Raw genomic sequence first — 15,267 nt, 5'->3', positions numbered from 1 at the left:
AGGATGAATTCGCCCGTGGCTCACACCCTGCTCACATCGGACCGGCCGCCGCTGACGGATCACCCGTGTGTATCCGTCATCGTCCCGGCGTGCAACTGCGCCGTCTATCTGGAAGAGGCGCTGCAGAGCGTGATGGATCAGGGGCACGAAGCCATCGAAATCCTGGTGATCGATGACGGTTCGAGCGACCACACCCGGCAGGTTGCCGCGCGTTTCGACGGGCCCGTCCGGCTGCTGGAAACCGCCCGGGCATCCAGTGGAGCCGGTGCCAGCCGCAATGTAGGCCTGCGCGAGGCGAAAGGCGAACTGATTGCGTATCTCGATGGCGATGACGTCTGGCTACCGGGCAAGTTGCAGGCACAGATCCGTTGCCTGAGAAACCACCCGGAATCCGCCATGGTCGCGAGCAATTTCATCCGCTGGTATCCGGATGATTCGGGGCAGTGGTCCAGCCCGAACCGACATGCGGCCGCAACGCAGGCGCAAGACTCCGACGCCCTCGATCCCGAACGCTCGGGCTGGATCTATCACCGCCTGTTGCTGGACACCATGGTCTGGACCGGAACGGTGCTGATGCGCCGCGAACTGGCCGATATGGTGGGCGAATTCCGCGAGGATCTGCGCCTGGCACAGGATTACGATTACTGGATTCGCGCTTCCCGCCTGACGCCCATCCTGACCCTGGCGCGGCCCTATGCCCTGTACCGGCGGCATGCCGAAAGCGCGACCCGGCGCTGGGCGCCCGTCAATTACGCGCTGATGGTGCTGGAGTCCGCCATCGCCCGCTGGGGTCGGGTCGGGCCGGATGGCAGCGCCATCACCCCCGAAGAACTGCGGCACCGTCGATTCCGGCTCCATTTCGCTATGGGCTACAACCTGTTCTGGAACGGGCAGAAGGCTGCGGCCGCACCTTCCTTCATCGGCGCCTGGCGGGCCCGTCCCGGACACGTGAGGACGGCCCTTTACGCAATCCTCGCCAGTGGGGTCCGGAGCGGGCGATTCCTGCTTCCCGGTGCAGGCCGGAGCGATTCGACAACCGGAGCATCGAGATGAGCGGGGCCACCGAGATCTTCTGGACCGGGGGCTGGGACTCGACCTTCCGGGTGATGGAGTTGCTGACCACCACAGTGGGGCCCATACAGCCCCGTTACGTGATCGATCCCCGTCGCGCCTCGTCCGCGATGGAGCTCGCCACCATCCGGCAGCTCACGCAGCACCTGGAGGCTGGCGGCTACGCGGAGCCCGGCCGGATCCGGGAACCGGTCCTGTATCGGCGTGAAGAGATCCCTCCCGATCCGGACATCGATGAAGCCTTTCTGACCATCACCCGACAGAACCGCCTCGGCAATCAGTATCGCTGGCTCGCGATGCTGGTGAAGGCTGAAGGTCTGGACGGGATTGAACTGAGCGTGGAGAAGGGAAGCCTGTACCCCATCGTCGGGCCGTTCCTGGTGCCCGTCGGGCAAGACACGGTTCCGGCTTTTCGGGTGGCGCCCGACGCGGGGGCTGTCGCCGTCCTGCTGGGCGGGTTCGTCTTGCCGCTTATCCAGCGTAGCGACGCCCGGTTGCGGCAGGAGGCGACGGAACGGGGCTGGGACGAGGTGCTGGCGAAAACCTGTTTCTGTCACAGCCCCGTTCGGGGACGTCATCCCTGCGGCACATGCCGCCCATGCGTCCTGATGCTTGAGCGCAAGGAGGAGGGCGCGAGACTGGGATGGATCGGAAAAACGCGCTACTGGGCGATCGAGCGGGCGGTACGCACCCTGCCCGTCGGGCTCCAGTGGCGCTGCCGTCAATGGCAGGAGACCCGCGCCACACGCAAGGTCAGGGGGCAGTAGGGCATGGATAGCCCCGCACTGCCATCAACGTCCGAGAAGCGGAAGTGCTCGCAGCCAGAAGCGGTTGCGTGGCCGCATCGGCAGGTCCAGGAGGTCCAGCATTGCGGCACCCGGGCGTCCGCGGCGGCTTTTGTAGTAGGCCATCAGCGCATGGTAGCGAGCTTCCCGCCAGCTTCTCCCGAGCCACGCGCGCCGCAACTGCCGGGAGGACCGCAGTACCGCACAGCGGCCGGCAAAATCCCGCAGGGCGGTCTCGCGCGGCGCTCCCTCGATGGGTTCCGGCCGATGATCGTCCGCAATCCACACCGGCTCCATGTCCCAGCCGGTCACGCCATGGGTGGCGGGATCCAGATCCACCGAAAGGATCCACCCGTAACGGGCCTCGGGAAAACCTTCCTGATAGGCGTTGCCACGGACGTTGAACACAAAGTTGCCCAGCGAGTACGCGATGAGGCCGTTCCGGTAACGCTCCACGCCCTGGACCACATGTGGATGGTGCTGGATCACCAGCGTGGCCCCGTGGTCGATCAGCGCGCGGCTGAGCTTCACCCGGTACGGCGCCGGCGCGTAGCTGAACTCGAGGTCCGCATGCAGCTGCACCACGACGATGTCGGCCTGTTCTGCAGCCTCCCGGGTGCGCTGGAGAAGGTCCCCGAAGGGTTCCATCGGGGCCACGCCGGGAGTCTCCGGCCCGGCGTAATCGTGAGAGTTGTCGCCCGCTCCAATGAAGGCCAATGTCCGCCCGCCACGTTCCAGCCATGCCGGCGCGATCGCCTGCCCGTGCCCGCGGCCCGCCCCCGACCACGGAAGGCCGATCCGGTTCAGGGTGTCCGTGGTTGTCTCCAGTCCCTGAGGCCCGCCGTCCATCATATGGTTGTTGGCGAGATTCAGGATGCTGAATCCGGCCTCCACCAGGGTCGTCGCCATCGCGGGGTCGGCACGCAGGACTTTCGGGTGTTTCCACAGTCCCTTCTGGTTCTCGAGGTCCTCGGTGAAGAAGCATTCAAGGTTCCCGGAGAGGACATCCGCGCCCTGCAAAAGGTGCTGCACGCGTGCGAAGGGCGATTGCGGTTTGCCTGCCTGTTCCGTGCCGGGAGTTCGAATCAGTCGGGTATCACCGGTGAATATCAGTTTCAATTTGGACTCCCCCGAGTTTCGGTCGCCAGTACATGGCTGGGGTTCCATTATAACGATAACAGACCCGGTGGGATCCCCGTGTGTGTTCCGAAGGTGAAAAATATATTCAACTGCGTGGCTCACTTCAGGAGATTGTTGCATTGACTAACGCAACTCCCAAAGCTCGATCGGCCGGGTTCCCGCAGCCGGACGGTTCATCCTCCGGTTCACCGCCCCCGCGCAGGATATTCTGGACCGGTGGCTGGGACTCGACTTTCCGGGTGCTGGATCTGGTTCTTCATTACGGGGAAACGGTTGAGCCCTGGTATGTACGTGACGAGAACCGACAGTCGATCGGCCAGGAACTCGCCGTCATGGATCGCTTGCGTCTTGCAATCAACGAACGTGCCACGGGCGGGCGTCTTCTGGCATTACAGGTCCTTCACGCCGCCGCCGCACGGCCGGATCCGGTGTTGCAAAAGAAATTCGAGAAGCTGCAGGAAACCCGGGGGATCGGCCCGCAATATATATGGCTGGCGGAGCTGGTGCGGCAGAACGCACTGGAGGGCATCGAAGTCTGCGTCCAGCATAATGAGGATTTCTATTTTCTTGATCCCCGACTGAATAGCGGAATACGTGAATACAAACGGGAACCTGTACGCCCGTACCTGGACGAGGAGGCGCCGGAAAGTCTGTTCAATCTGTTCAGTTTTCCGACACTGCATATCGGCAAGGCCGAGATGCGCGAACACGCCCGAGACCACGGATTCCTGGATCTGCTGGAGCAGACCTGGTTCTGCCACATGCCGACGCGTGCGGGGCAGCCATGCGGGTTTTGCGTGCCGTGCCGCATGACAATCTCAAAGGGGGTGGGGTATCGCCTGCCGTGGCGATCCCGGCTGAACAACAGGATTGCCCGCATGCTCGAGTTTCTGCCGCGAGGGTATCGCGCAAAACGCTGGGCCCGACTGAAACTGCGCGGTTATTGATCATGTTTCCCGTGACAAGAACCGGACGGGACAGGTCATGAAGGACCTCGGCGACAAGGTGGCGGGTGGTGCCGCCTGGATGATGGGCCTGCGCACCTTCCAGCGCTTCATGGGCCTGATCAGTACGGTGATCCTCGCGCGGCTGCTGGTGCCGGAGGACTTCGGCCTGGTGGCGATGGCCTTCGCCCTGTACGCCCTGATCGAGATGGTCGGTGCCTTCGGGCTGGATCTGGCCCTGATCCGCGACCAGAAGGCGGAACGGCGGCATTACGACACGGCCTGGACCATCAAGCTGGTGTACCAGTCAATGGGTGCGCTGGCGCTGGTGCTGGCGGCGCCGCATGCGGCGGTGTTCTTTGATGATGCCCGGGTGGAGATGATTGTCTACGCCTTTGCCGCCATCTCGTTCATGCACGGGTTCGAGAACATCGGCATCGTCGCCTTCCGCAAGGAGCTCACGTTCCGCAAGGAATTCCTGTTCGGCTTCGGCAAGAAGGCGTCGGCGGTGGCCGTGACCATTGCCATGGGGTTCTACCTTCAGAGCTACTGGGCACTGGTCCTCGGCTCCCTGACGTCGGCGTTCGTGGGGTTGAGCCTGAGCTACGCGATGCACCCGTTCCGGCCGCGTTCGGACTTGTCCGGCTGGCGGGACCTGATCGGATTTTCCGCCTGGGTCACGTTCAACAACGTGGCCATGTACGCGCAGGGCAGGGGGCCGGACTGGATTGTCGGCCGTCTCGTGGGGGCGGATGGTCTCGGTGCCTACCGGGTCGCATCGGATATCGCAAAACTCCCGTCCTCGGAGCTTTATGCGCCGATCATGCGGGCCGTGTTCCCCGGCTTTGCAAAGGTGGCGCACGACTTGCCGCGCCTGCGCCGGGGCTATCTGCTGGCCCAGGGCCTGGTGACCCTGGTTACCGTCCCCGCAGCGCTCGGCATGGTGGGCGTGGCCGAACCCATGGTATGGCTTCTTCTGGGCGAGAACTGGCTGGTGACCATCCCACTGATCCAGGTGCTGGCCATTCTGGGTGCCACGCGGATCCTGCATGGCAATCGTTTTTCACTGTTCATGGCCCTCAACAAGCCGTACTGGGTCGGCATTTTCATCCTGGCCGATGTCCTGTTGACGCTGCCTCTGATGGCGTACCTGTTGTGGGCCGGTCACGGGCTGGAAATCGCCGTGTGGTCGAAGGTCTTCGCCTCCAGCGCCCTGATGCCTTTCGGCGTGATGCTGGTTTCGCATTTCCTCCGGATGCCGAGCAGGGATTTCTTCGCTGTGATCTGGCGCCCGGTGCTGGCTTCGCTGGTGATGCTGGCGACCTTGCTGGGCACCGTCGCCGCACTCCCGGGCGTCACCAGTTCCGCCATCGCCGCCCTGCATCTGCTGTTGCTGATCCCTCTCGGGGGGCTCACGTATGCCCTTGTGCTGGCAGGGCTCTGGTTTGCATCCGGGCGGCCGGAAGGACCCGAAATGCGTGCCCTTCAGATGGCCGTGGACCGGAATGTCCTGAACCGACGCTGGGCGTGTCGACTGTCCGGCAATCAATCCCACTTCGGAGAGGTGTCGTAATGGGGGCATCATCATGTTGAAACTGCGCGGCACTTTTGGACCCGGAGCCGCTGAAACGGCTCCGGCGGTACCCGCCGGCTGGTGTTGGGAAACGGGGCCGGGTTTTCACCTGCAGTACGAGCCGGGTCACCCTTCCTGCACCGTTCGCAGGGACCCGACGGGCGTGGTGATCGGGGAACGCCACCTGATCCAGGACCAGCCATCCGATCCCGCGCGGCGCGACGGCTCGTGGCTGGAGCTGCGCTGGACGCCCGCCGGCATGGAGATCATTACGGACCGCCTCGGGACCATCCCGGTCCACTGGGCCGTCCGCGGCAGGACCTTCTATTTCGCCACCCGTCTTGCCGACGTCGCCCGGCTCCTGCCGGGAGCGGTCGAACCCGACCCGGCGGCGGTGCTGACCACGATCTTCCTGGATCACCCATGGGGCAGCCGCACCCTGCTGCGGGATGTGCACCTGTTGCCCCCGGCCAGCCGCTGCCGTATCCCGGGCACCGGGGCCGACCCGGTATGTGATCGCTACTGGCTGCCGCCCGTCCCGGAGGTCGGCGACCCGGGGTCGGTCGAGCCGTGGCTGGAAGCCGCCACCGAACGGCTCCGGCAGGCCCATGTCCGGCACGCGGCGGACCTCGATCCGGAGACGGTGGCCATGCCGGTGACCGCCGGTCTGGACTCGCGCTGCAATCTGGCGTTACATCCGGACCTGGCCTTGTGCGCACGGCTCTTTCATTGCCACGACCTGGCCAATGTGGAATGGCCCTATGCCCGCCGGATCGGGCGTCATCTCCGCCGCCCGATCGAACGTTTCGATTCGGCCGACGACATGCGCCATGCGCCTGGTTTCAACCCCGACCTGGGCCCCGGCGACTTCAATATCGGCCACTGGCGTCTGGTCGGGACGGCGCGAAGACTTGCCGCCACCGGGTCACGCGCCACGGTCGACGGGTTCCTGCAGGATCTGCTGTTCAAGGCCACGTTTCTGTGCGAGCAATCGCGGGAACAGCAGATCCAGGGACATCTGGCGCGCCTTCGCTACAACGCTGCGGCCCTGGGTTTTGGCCCCGACAGCCCGCAAGTGCGTCGGGTCGAGGAATGCATACGCGAGGACTTCCCCGCCGGTGACACCGGCCTGGAGGCCAGTCAGCGACACTATCTGGAGAACCGCAGCCGACGCCTGGTCTACAACATCGTCCGCCTGAATCAGAACTATCTGGATGTGCGCACCCCGGCGCTCGACCACGCGCTGATGGACTTTGCTCTGGCCCTGCCCTGGCAACTGCGCAAGGGCTCGTGGCTTTACCGGCGGATCATCCAGCGGCTCAGCCCCGAACTGGCGGGCATCCCATATGACAAGACCGGGCTGCCGCTGCTGAGTCCGCGTCCACGTTCGCTCGGCAAGGCCACGGTGCGCCAGCTCCGCCCGTTCCTGAACCGGGTCTGGCCGGGCCGGCAGTTTTTCCAGCCGCCGGAAGGCAATTTCGCCCGGCTGGCGCGGCATGACCCCCTTTTTCGTGCCACTGCGCGGGGAACACTCTCCGGTTCCGAATGGCTGCGCGCGATCCTCGCGACCGATTCCCCCGAAGATGTGCTGCGCACACCGCGGAACATGGGCCCGCAGCGGATCGACTGCCTGGGGGGCATGCTGACGGCCTCGCGTCTGGAGTCCGCGACCCGGCAGTCGAGGCAGGCCGCAACGGCAGTGCCGGAAGCGAGCGCGACCCCCTCGACCGGATACCACCAGGGGGTCCTCCCATGAACCCACGGGCCAGACTGCACAAGATGCGAGTCCTGGGCAGTGGCTTCAAGAGTTCGGAGTATGAGCTCTACCGGCTCGGTGACCGGACTCCGGAGGCATGTGTGCGGTTCATGAACCACCGCCAGCTTCATCGCCTGTATCGAACGCATGTCAATCAGGGTGGCCAGAAGCACATTCTGGAAGACAAATGGCTGAGCCATTTCGTTTTCGCGGGCCTAGGCATCCCCACGCCCGAAACTCTGGGTCTCTACCATCCGGTCTTCGGCCGGACCGTCAGCGAGGAAGCGCTGACCACGGAAAGAGATTTCGTGGGGCTCGCCCCTCCCGGGGGCGAGGTCGACTGGATCTTCAAGCCCAGGGGGGGGCAGCAGGGTGAGCAGATCCATCGATTTTGCGGAACCGTGGACAACCTGGGGGCATTCCTCGAGCGCCTGGGAAACACGACCAGGCGTTACTATGGAACCCGTTACGACGGCTGGATTGTACAACAGCGGCTGCAGCAGCACGCCGACCTGCAGAAGATCAATTCAAGCTGCATTAACTGCGTTCGGATCGTCACCTTTCATGACACCTCGGGCACGATCACCGTTGATTTTTCCATCCTGCGGCTGGGCACGGCCGGATCGATGGCAGACAACTGGTACAAGGGAAGTCTGTCCGTTCATGTCGATCCGGATACCGGACGCATGGGTCAGGGAGTGTCCTGTCCCACCTCCGGGAGCCGTTGGTACCAGGTCCACCCCGATTCGAAAGTCCATTTTACGGGAACCCGGGTCCCGTACTGGGAGGATTGCGTCGAGTTGTCCAGGAGGGTGGCCGCCAATTTCTCCGGCACCCCGTCCGTGGGCTGGGACATTGTGGTAACCCCCGAGGGGCCGGTGTTGGTCGAGGGCAACGCCAACTGGGGCCTGGAGTCCGTGCAGATTCATTCGGATGGCTATCTGACGGATCCGGTGCGCGAGAGACTCAAAACCTATGACCTCGAATTTCCGGACCAGCTTCGCAGGCTTCCCGCGGCGGTGTTCGCCGTCCTGCTGAACCATCTTCGCCGTTCCCGTTTCGGGAGACGGTGGAATCGCCCGGGGCCTGTGTTTTGAACATGAAAATCGCAAACGTAAAGCGGGTGCATTATCCGGGCAGGCCAGGGGTGATGCGGGAGGTCCGCCGGGATCGGGCCCGCACGGGAGGTGAACCGAGATGATGTGGCTGAATCAGGAAACGTTGCAGCGGGGTTTCCGGCTCCTGGTATGGGTGCTCGCCGGTTTGCCTCTGGCCCTCATGGCCGAACCGCGCGTGGTGGAAGATGCCGATGGGCTGGCCCGCGCCGTAACCCAGGCCGAGGCCGGCGATGTCATCGAACTGCGCCCGGGTGACTACCGGCTTGGCGAGCGGCTCAACCTGCGCGCGGACGGAACCGAGTCGGAGCCCATCGTGATCCGGGCGGGCACCCCCGGGACGGCGGTCATCCACTCCAGCCGGACCACCGCCTTCAAGCTGTTCGCTCCGCACTGGGAGATCCGGGGTCTGGACTTCCAGGGGGAGGGTAGCGGCAACCATGCCCTGCATATCGTGCGGCGGGCCGACCATGCGGTGATCGAGGGAAACCGTTTTCGTAACTTTCACGCGGCGATCAAGGCCAATGGCGAAGGCGACCCGCGGCGCTTTCCGGACAATGTGCATGTCCGGCGCAACGTGTTCGTGAATGATGGGATCCACACTACGCGCTGGCCGGTGGTTGCCATCGACATCGTCGGCGGGCAGGGCTGGCGGATCGAGGAGAACTTCATTGCGGACATGGCACAGGGGCAACGCGGACGCCACGGCTCGCCCGGGTTCGTGAAGGGCGGGGCGGCCGATGCCCTGTTCGATCGCAACCTGGTGATCTGCGAATGGCGCCATACGGGCGAACGGCGCATCGGCCTGTCGCTGGGCGGGGGTGGCACCAGCCCCGGGGTCCTGGACCGGCGCAGGATCGGGGATTGCGAGACCTGTCCGGAGACCCTCGACAGCCGCATGACCAACAACATCATCCTCAACTGCCCGGACGAGCCGGGGATCTATGTGAATCGCGGGCGCGATGCGCTGGTGGCGAACAACACGGTGTTCAACGCCTACGGGATCCAGGGCCGGTTCCCGGAGACGCGCGCCCGGGTGGTGGACAACCTGATGACCGGGACAGTCTGGGCACGCGACGATGCCGAACTGGAGAAAACCGGCAACATCGAGACGGGGTGGTTCGACAAGGCGTCGTATATCCCCGGGCTGCGGGATCATTTGACGCATCGCATCTCCGACTATCACGTGCTCTACCCGAGCTGGATCAGCGAGGGGGCCGTTCGCTGGACGCAGGACTTCATCGAAGCAAGCCTGAACCAGGTGCGCGGGAGTTTCCTGGGGCAGCACTCCCGCCCGGTGGAGCGCTGGCTGCTGGCGCCCGAATTCGGCGACCTGCGGCTGGAAGACATGGATGCCCGGCCCCTGGGCGCGGGGTCGGCGCCACCCGAGGTCGACCACGACTTCTGCGGGCAGCCACGGGAAGGGCGCGCGGACGTGGGGGCGATTCAGTATTCCGCCGGCACCTGCCACCTGCCCGACGAACTGGAACGCCGGCATGGTCGCCTGTTCACGGATCTGTGATCGAGCGCGAGCGTGGACACCGATCAGCAGATAGCGAAATGACGCACCTCCGGCACCCTGCGCTGGAAGACGTCGCTGACGAGCAGGCAGCCCGTCCGCAGCCCCTACAAAGCCAGCGGGCCGGGATAGGTCTGCCGGAGCCAGTGAACGCCTTGCACCAGGTCCTGCCGCCAGATATTCCCGCGCGCGTTGGAGAAGTCACCCCCACTGTCGCCGCAGCCATAGGGGTCCGGCATCAGCACGGCAAATCCCTGGCCGGCCAGTTGCCGCGCCTGCAAAGCCGCCATCCGCCGGGACTTGTTCATCTCCTCGGCAAAGGGTTGCACATAAAGCACCGTTCCTCTGCAGGGCGTGACCCCCGGAGGGTGCAGGACCTCAAAGACCGGTCCCGCGGTTCCGGAACGGAATCCAGCCAGCATGACGGGCTCAGGCGGCAGCGAGCTTGAAATCGACGAAATCCACCAGATCGCCCAGCGTCGCGAAGGTCTCGGCGCTCACTTCATCGTCCTCCACGACGATGTCGAACTGCTCTTCCATGGTGGTCATGAGATTTACGACAGCCATGGAGTCCAGTTCGGGGATGTCCCCCAGCAAAGGAGTCTCCCGGCCGAAGGCCCGTGCGCGTCCGCCAAGCTCCAGTGTGGAGTCGATGATTGTCTTCACCTGTTCAATGCTGGACATGTTCGATTCCGTTTGCCGGTTTGATTCGGAGACATTGTATATCAACAAGGGTTGAGGACTTATAAGAACGCTCTGATTGAGTTCGCATCCGAGTGTCAGTTTTTTTTACAAAATGGTTGGCCGGGGGGGTGAGTGCAGTGTCTCCGATATCGAGTGCTGTGCCAAGTCAAGAAAAATACGGGGGGTCAGCGCGAGCTTGCACCGAGATTTGCATTGTTGGGAAAAGCACGAGAAAGTCGTATGTATCGTCCCGTGCTTTCAGGTGTTCTACGGTGAGGGGGTCAACATCTACATGTCGTCCATTCAGTGGGGAGGAGAGAAGGTTCTGAACCGGGTGCATTACGAGCTGATCCTGAGAAAGAAATGGCAGAGGCGATTCCGGCTCTCGGAAAATCAGCAGGAGACGGTGCGGACCAGCATCGGAAGAAAGCGGAAAGAGTTTGCAGCCGTGCTGGTGCATAACCTGCGTCAGCGTGTTCGTGTCGACCGGGGCGTCCTGAGGCGTCCTGAGGCGGCATGCGGCGTGGGATCTGCCGACGTATATGTTGTTGCCGCTCAATCTCGTACGGGTCATGAAGGGACGCGCAAGGAGCCAGCAGTCATGAGGGGTCTGCAGCGCAGCCGGCACGGGGTGGAGACGAGGAATCTCGGCCGTGGCAAAAGGGTGTATGGCGAGGAGCGTCGGCGGTAATGGCCCATCTGCTGCACGAACTGATCCTGGCCTCCGCGCGGCGGCGTCCGGATGCCCCCGCGTTGACGCACGGAGATCAGCAGCGCTCGTATCGGGAACTGTCCGGTGACGTGATGCGGCAGGCAGCCGCGTTGAGGCGCAACGGTGTACAGCCGAATGATCGCGTTGCCGTGTTCCTGGACAAGAGGCCGGAGACGGTCGTCGCGTTGTTTGCAGCCATGGCGGCCGGCGGCGTGGCGGTGCCGGTCAATCCGACTCTCAAGCCGCACCAGGTCGCGCACATCCTGCAGGATGCCGGTGCAATGGCCCTGGTCACCTCGCGCGGCAGGCTTGGACCGCTGGCGGAGTTCCTGAACGGGTGTCCCGATCTGCAACAGGTCTACACGGCGGACACGGGGCCGGATACGGACGACATCGTTCCCCCGGGGATGCGTCTGTTCGCCTGGGATTCGTCGTCAACGGACAGGGAGGCTCCGCCGGCGCCGGTCCGGCGGATCGAGTCGGACATGGCCGCGATCCTGTATACCTCGGGCAGCACCGGGCGGCCCAAGGGGGTCGTACTGTCGCATCGGAACATGGTGGCGGGTGCCAGGAGCGTCAGCGAGTACCTGGAAAACACGGCCGCGGACCGGATCCTCAGCGTACTGCCCCTCAGCTTCGATTATGGCCTCAGCCAGCTGACCACCGCGTTCCGGGTAGGGGCCGAAGCCGTTCTGCTCAACTACCTGATGCCGCGTGACGTGGTGCGGGCGGTCGAAAGGCACTCGATTACCGGGCTGGCTGCGGTGCCTCCCCTGTGGGTTGAGCTCGCGGGTCTGGAGTGGTCCGAGGGCGCGCGCCGGAGTCTCCGCTATTTCACCAATTCGGGGGGCGCGATGCCCCTGACTACCCTGACCGCCCTGCGCGAGCAGTTGCCGAATGCAGCGCCCTATCTGATGTACGGGCTGACAGAGGCATTCCGCTCGACCTATCTGCCGCCGGAGGAAATCGACGCGCGCCCGACCTCCATGGGCAAGGCCATCCCGAATGCCGAGGTGATGGTGGTACGCGCGGATGGTGAGCCGTGCGCCCCCGGTGAACCCGGTGAACTGGTTCATCGGGGGCCACTGGTGAGCCTGGGGTACTGGAATGCGCCGGAAGCGACGGCCCGGCGCTTTCGCCCGGTGCCCGGGCAGCGTCCGGAGCTGGGCCTTCCGGAACGGGCCGTGTGGTCGGGCGACACGGTGCGACGCGACGAAGACGGGTTTTTGTATTTCGTCGGGCGCCGGGACGAGATGATCAAGACTTCCGGTTACCGCGTCAGCCCCCGGGAGATCGAGGAGGTGTTCGACGGGATGGAGGGGGTGCGCGAGGCGGTGGCGTTCGGTCTGCCACATGAGCGACTGGGCGAGGAGATCGTCGTGGTCGTCGCCGGAGAACCGGGCCGCGAGCCGCCTGTTGAGTCACTGACGGCCGCGTGTCGTGCGGCCCTGCCGGCCTTCATGGTCCCGTCCCGATTCATCGTCCGGGCCGAGGCCCTGCCCCGCAATTCCAACGGCAAGATCGACCGTGCAGGGCTGCGCACCTTCTACCGGGACGCCTTCACCGAGGATCCAGCATGACGCCACACGTCACGGAACTCCCCTGCATGAAGCAATTCCGGCTCGTCGACGGCTGTCTGGCGCTGGGTGGCAGGCCCGTCACCGAACTGGCCCGGGAGGCCGGCGGCACGCCCTTTTACGCCTATGACCGCGGGATGCTGGACGCCCGCCTGGCGGAGCTGCGTGGCTGCCTGCCCCGCGCCGTGCACCTGCACTACGCCGTGAAGGCCAATCCGATGCCCGCCGTCGTGGAGTACATGGCGGAGCGTGTTGATGGCCTCGATGTGGCCTCGGCCGCGGAACTCGAGCTGGCCCTGAATACCGGTACCTCGCCGGGCGATATCAGTTTCGCCGGGCCCGGCAAGCGCGACGGGGAGCTTGCGGCGGCATTGCAGGCCGGCATCGTGATCAACCTGGAATCCTTCGGCGAGATGGAACGCGTCCATCGCCTGGCCGAGGCGGCGGGCCAGCCGGCCCGTGTGGCCGTGCGGGTCAATCCCGATTTCGAATTGAAGTCCTCGGGCATGCGCATGGGCGGGGGGTCCCGTCCGTTCGGTGTGGATGCCGAACAGGTCCCCGAGCTGTTGCAGCGCATTGGCGATTACGGGTTGTCGTTCCAGGGCTTTCAGATCTTTGCCGGCTCGCAGAACCTGAGCACCGAGGCACTGACCGCGGCTCAGGACGGCATCTTCGAACTCGCCTACCGTCTGGCGGAGCAGGCGCCAGGCCCGGTCAAGCTGCTGAACGTTGGCGGTGGCCTGGGTATCCCCTATTTCCCCAATGACCGGCCGCTGGACCTGAACGTGGTGACCGATCACCTGGCCGGGCATGTCGAGACCTGTGCCCGACGGCTGGGCGATGCCCGGGTGGTGCTGGAGCTGGGCCGCTATCTGGTGGGCGAGGCGGGGGTCTATGTGGCGCGCGTCATTGATCGCAAGGTTTCCCGGGGCCGGGTCTACCTGGTGACGGACGGCGGCATGCATCACCACCTGGCGGCGTCGGGGAACCTGGGGCAGGTGATCCGGAAGAATTATCCGGTCGCGGTTGCCACGCGCATGACCGAGGCCGAAACCGGGAAGGCTTCGATCGTCGGCCCGCTCTGCACTCCGCTGGATATTCTGGCCGAACAGATTGATGTGCCTGCAGCGGAACCGGGCGATCTCATTGCCGTCTTCCAGTCCGGCGCGTATGGCCTGTCGGCGAGTCCGGTGGGCTTTCTCGGTCAGCCGATGGCCGCTGAGTTGCTGGTTTGAGCGATGGCCTCGAAGTACATCAGCCGGAGGGATATCGGATGACTTCGCCGGCCGGGGAAGCCGCGATGCCGGAGCAACAGGGGCGCCCCCGTGATGACCGGGCCACCCCGGATTTCTCCGTGGTGGTACCCGCCTTCAACTGCGCGGCGTTTCTCGCTGATGCCCTGGACAGCATCCTCGCTCAGGAGGGCGTGAGTGTAGAGGTGCTGGTGGTAGACGACGGCTCCACCGACAACACCGCGGAGCGGGCCCGCACCTACGATGACCGGGTCCGTCTGCTGTCCACGGCCCGGCCTCGCTCGGGGCCCGGCGCGGCCCGTAATGTGGGGATGCGGCATGCGCGGGCGCCGGTGGTGGCGTTCCTCGACGGGGATGACGTGTGGTTGCCGGGGAAGCTGGCACTGCAGAAGCGGGTCCTGGACGAGAATCCCGATGTGGCCCTGGTCTGCACCCGGGGTGCGCACTGGTTTCCCGAAAGCGAAAGTGATGCAGCCTGGCAACAGGAAGCTACGCCCGAAAGCCCCGCCTCCGGCGAGATCCCGTTCCGGCCGGCCGGGTGGATCTATCACCTCCTGCTGCTCAGGCCCGCGTGGGTATGGACCTCCACGGTCGTGATGCGGCGGGAACTGATCGACCGGATGGGGGAGTTCGACGAAACACTCCGGCTGGGCCAGGACTACGACTACTGGCTGCGGGCCTCCCGGGAAACCCGGATATTGCGCATCGACCGCATCCTCGCTCTTTACCGCCAGCATGCGGACAATTCCACCCATACCCCCCGCGCGCGCAATTTCGAGCTCGAGATCCTCCAGCGCGCCCTGGCCCGCTGGGGCCGTGCGGGTCCGGACGGGTCCACGGTAACCGCAACGCAGTTGCGCGAACGGCTCGCCGGGCTCAGCTTCCGTTTTGGCTACAAGCATTTCTGGTCCGGAGACCCCCGAATCGCCCTCGGCGCTTTCGGGTACGCGTTTCGGAACCAACCCCTGGCGTGGCGCACATGGGCCTACATCGGGGTTTCAGTCATGCGCAGTCTCTGGCCTCCCGGCCGCCGGTGACCGCCCATGCCACTGTCCTCCGGTCCTCACTCGCGCGCGCCGACATTGCTGATCGGTAATGCACCACGGGTTGTGGTGCCAGTGGCACGCTGCCTGGTGGC

At 64.8% G+C, this 15,267-nt stretch carries 13 protein-coding genes; 10 read left to right on the top strand and 3 right to left on the bottom strand.

Translation table 11 applies throughout. The annotated features are described in order from the left end of the window. Window positions 1-15 precede the first annotated feature (15 nt). Together B1A74_RS00330 and B1A74_RS00325 are read left to right on the top strand one after the other, a co-directional pair. Window positions 16-1,053, top strand: a complete 1,038-nt coding sequence (locus B1A74_RS00330) for a glycosyltransferase family 2 protein (protein WP_244269142.1) — start codon at window positions 16-18, stop codon at window positions 1,051-1,053. Next, complete coding sequence (locus B1A74_RS00325) at window positions 1,050-1,838, top strand: hypothetical protein (RefSeq protein ID WP_077243433.1); 789 nt, start codon at window positions 1,050-1,052, stop codon at window positions 1,836-1,838. The genes B1A74_RS00330 and B1A74_RS00325 overlap by 4 nt, the downstream gene beginning before the upstream one ends. A gap of 24 nt (window positions 1,839-1,862) precedes the next feature. Here B1A74_RS00325 and B1A74_RS00320 read toward each other — a convergent pair whose 3' ends face one another. Further along, window positions 1,863-2,975 carry a CapA family protein gene (locus tag B1A74_RS00320; RefSeq protein WP_244269141.1) on the bottom strand — a complete coding sequence of 371 codons (1,113 nt, stop codon included), beginning with the start codon at window positions 2,973-2,975 and terminating at the stop codon, window positions 1,863-1,865. Between the two features lie 140 nt (window positions 2,976-3,115). On the opposite strand from B1A74_RS00320, the gene B1A74_RS00315 reads away from it, so the two are divergent. From B1A74_RS00315 to B1A74_RS00295, 5 genes are all read left to right on the top strand, one after another. Next, window positions 3,116-3,943: a hypothetical protein gene (locus B1A74_RS00315; protein ID WP_231363030.1), complete on the top strand. Its 828-nt coding sequence runs from the start codon at window positions 3,116-3,118 to the stop codon at window positions 3,941-3,943. A 37-nt stretch (window positions 3,944-3,980) separates the two neighbouring features. Next, window positions 3,981-5,513: a lipopolysaccharide biosynthesis protein gene (locus tag B1A74_RS00310; protein WP_018945763.1), complete on the top strand. Its 1,533-nt coding sequence runs from the start codon at window positions 3,981-3,983 to the stop codon at window positions 5,511-5,513. Between the two features lie 163 nt (window positions 5,514-5,676). Beyond that, on the top strand, window positions 5,677-7,269 hold the full coding sequence (locus B1A74_RS00305; protein ID WP_077243431.1) for an asparagine synthetase B family protein: 1,593 nt from the start codon (window positions 5,677-5,679) through the stop codon (window positions 7,267-7,269). 110 nt (window positions 7,270-7,379) lie between these two features. Further along, the gene (locus B1A74_RS00300; RefSeq protein ID WP_208855968.1) at window positions 7,380-8,366 is read left to right on the top strand and encodes a sugar-transfer associated ATP-grasp domain-containing protein; all 987 of its coding nucleotides are present in this window, start codon (window positions 7,380-7,382) and stop codon (window positions 8,364-8,366) included. Window positions 8,367-8,466: 100 nt separating this feature from the next. Then, on the top strand, window positions 8,467-9,906 hold the full coding sequence (locus tag B1A74_RS00295; RefSeq protein ID WP_208855967.1) for a chondroitinase-B domain-containing protein: 1,440 nt from the start codon (window positions 8,467-8,469) through the stop codon (window positions 9,904-9,906). A gap of 104 nt (window positions 9,907-10,010) precedes the next feature. On the opposite strand, the gene B1A74_RS00290 is transcribed toward B1A74_RS00295, so the two are convergent. Together B1A74_RS00290 and B1A74_RS00285 are read right to left on the bottom strand one after the other, a co-directional pair. Continuing rightward, window positions 10,011-10,325, bottom strand: a complete 315-nt coding sequence (locus tag B1A74_RS00290; protein WP_341853160.1) for a CocE/NonD family hydrolase — start codon at window positions 10,323-10,325, stop codon at window positions 10,011-10,013. A gap of 7 nt (window positions 10,326-10,332) precedes the next feature. Then, window positions 10,333-10,587, bottom strand: coding sequence for an acyl carrier protein (locus tag B1A74_RS00285; protein WP_077243429.1), 255 nt, complete (start codon window positions 10,585-10,587; stop codon window positions 10,333-10,335). A 690-nt stretch (window positions 10,588-11,277) separates the two neighbouring features. On the opposite strand from B1A74_RS00285, the gene B1A74_RS00280 reads away from it, so the two are divergent. Genes B1A74_RS00280 through B1A74_RS00270 form a run of 3 tightly spaced genes read left to right on the top strand, consistent with a single transcriptional unit; the run spans window position 11,278 to window position 15,166 of the window. Next, window positions 11,278-12,879: an acyl-CoA ligase (AMP-forming), exosortase A system-associated gene (locus B1A74_RS00280; RefSeq protein WP_077243428.1), complete on the top strand. Its 1,602-nt coding sequence runs from the start codon at window positions 11,278-11,280 to the stop codon at window positions 12,877-12,879. 26 nt (window positions 12,880-12,905) lie between these two features. Beyond that, complete coding sequence (locus B1A74_RS00275; RefSeq protein ID WP_099049978.1) at window positions 12,906-14,111, top strand: pyridoxal-dependent decarboxylase, exosortase A system-associated; 1,206 nt, start codon at window positions 12,906-12,908, stop codon at window positions 14,109-14,111. A gap of 38 nt (window positions 14,112-14,149) precedes the next feature. Further along, window positions 14,150-15,166: a glycosyltransferase family 2 protein gene (locus B1A74_RS00270; RefSeq protein ID WP_077243426.1), complete on the top strand. Its 1,017-nt coding sequence runs from the start codon at window positions 14,150-14,152 to the stop codon at window positions 15,164-15,166. Window positions 15,167-15,267: the final 101 nt, after the last annotated feature.

Origin of the sequence: Thioalkalivibrio halophilus (genome assembly GCF_001995255.1) — a bacterium.
GTDB classification, from domain to species: Bacteria; Pseudomonadota; Gammaproteobacteria; order Ectothiorhodospirales; family Ectothiorhodospiraceae; genus Thioalkalivibrio; species Thioalkalivibrio halophilus.
Note: the sequence above shows the minus strand (reverse complement) of the source record. Positions and strands in the feature narration are given on the sequence as shown.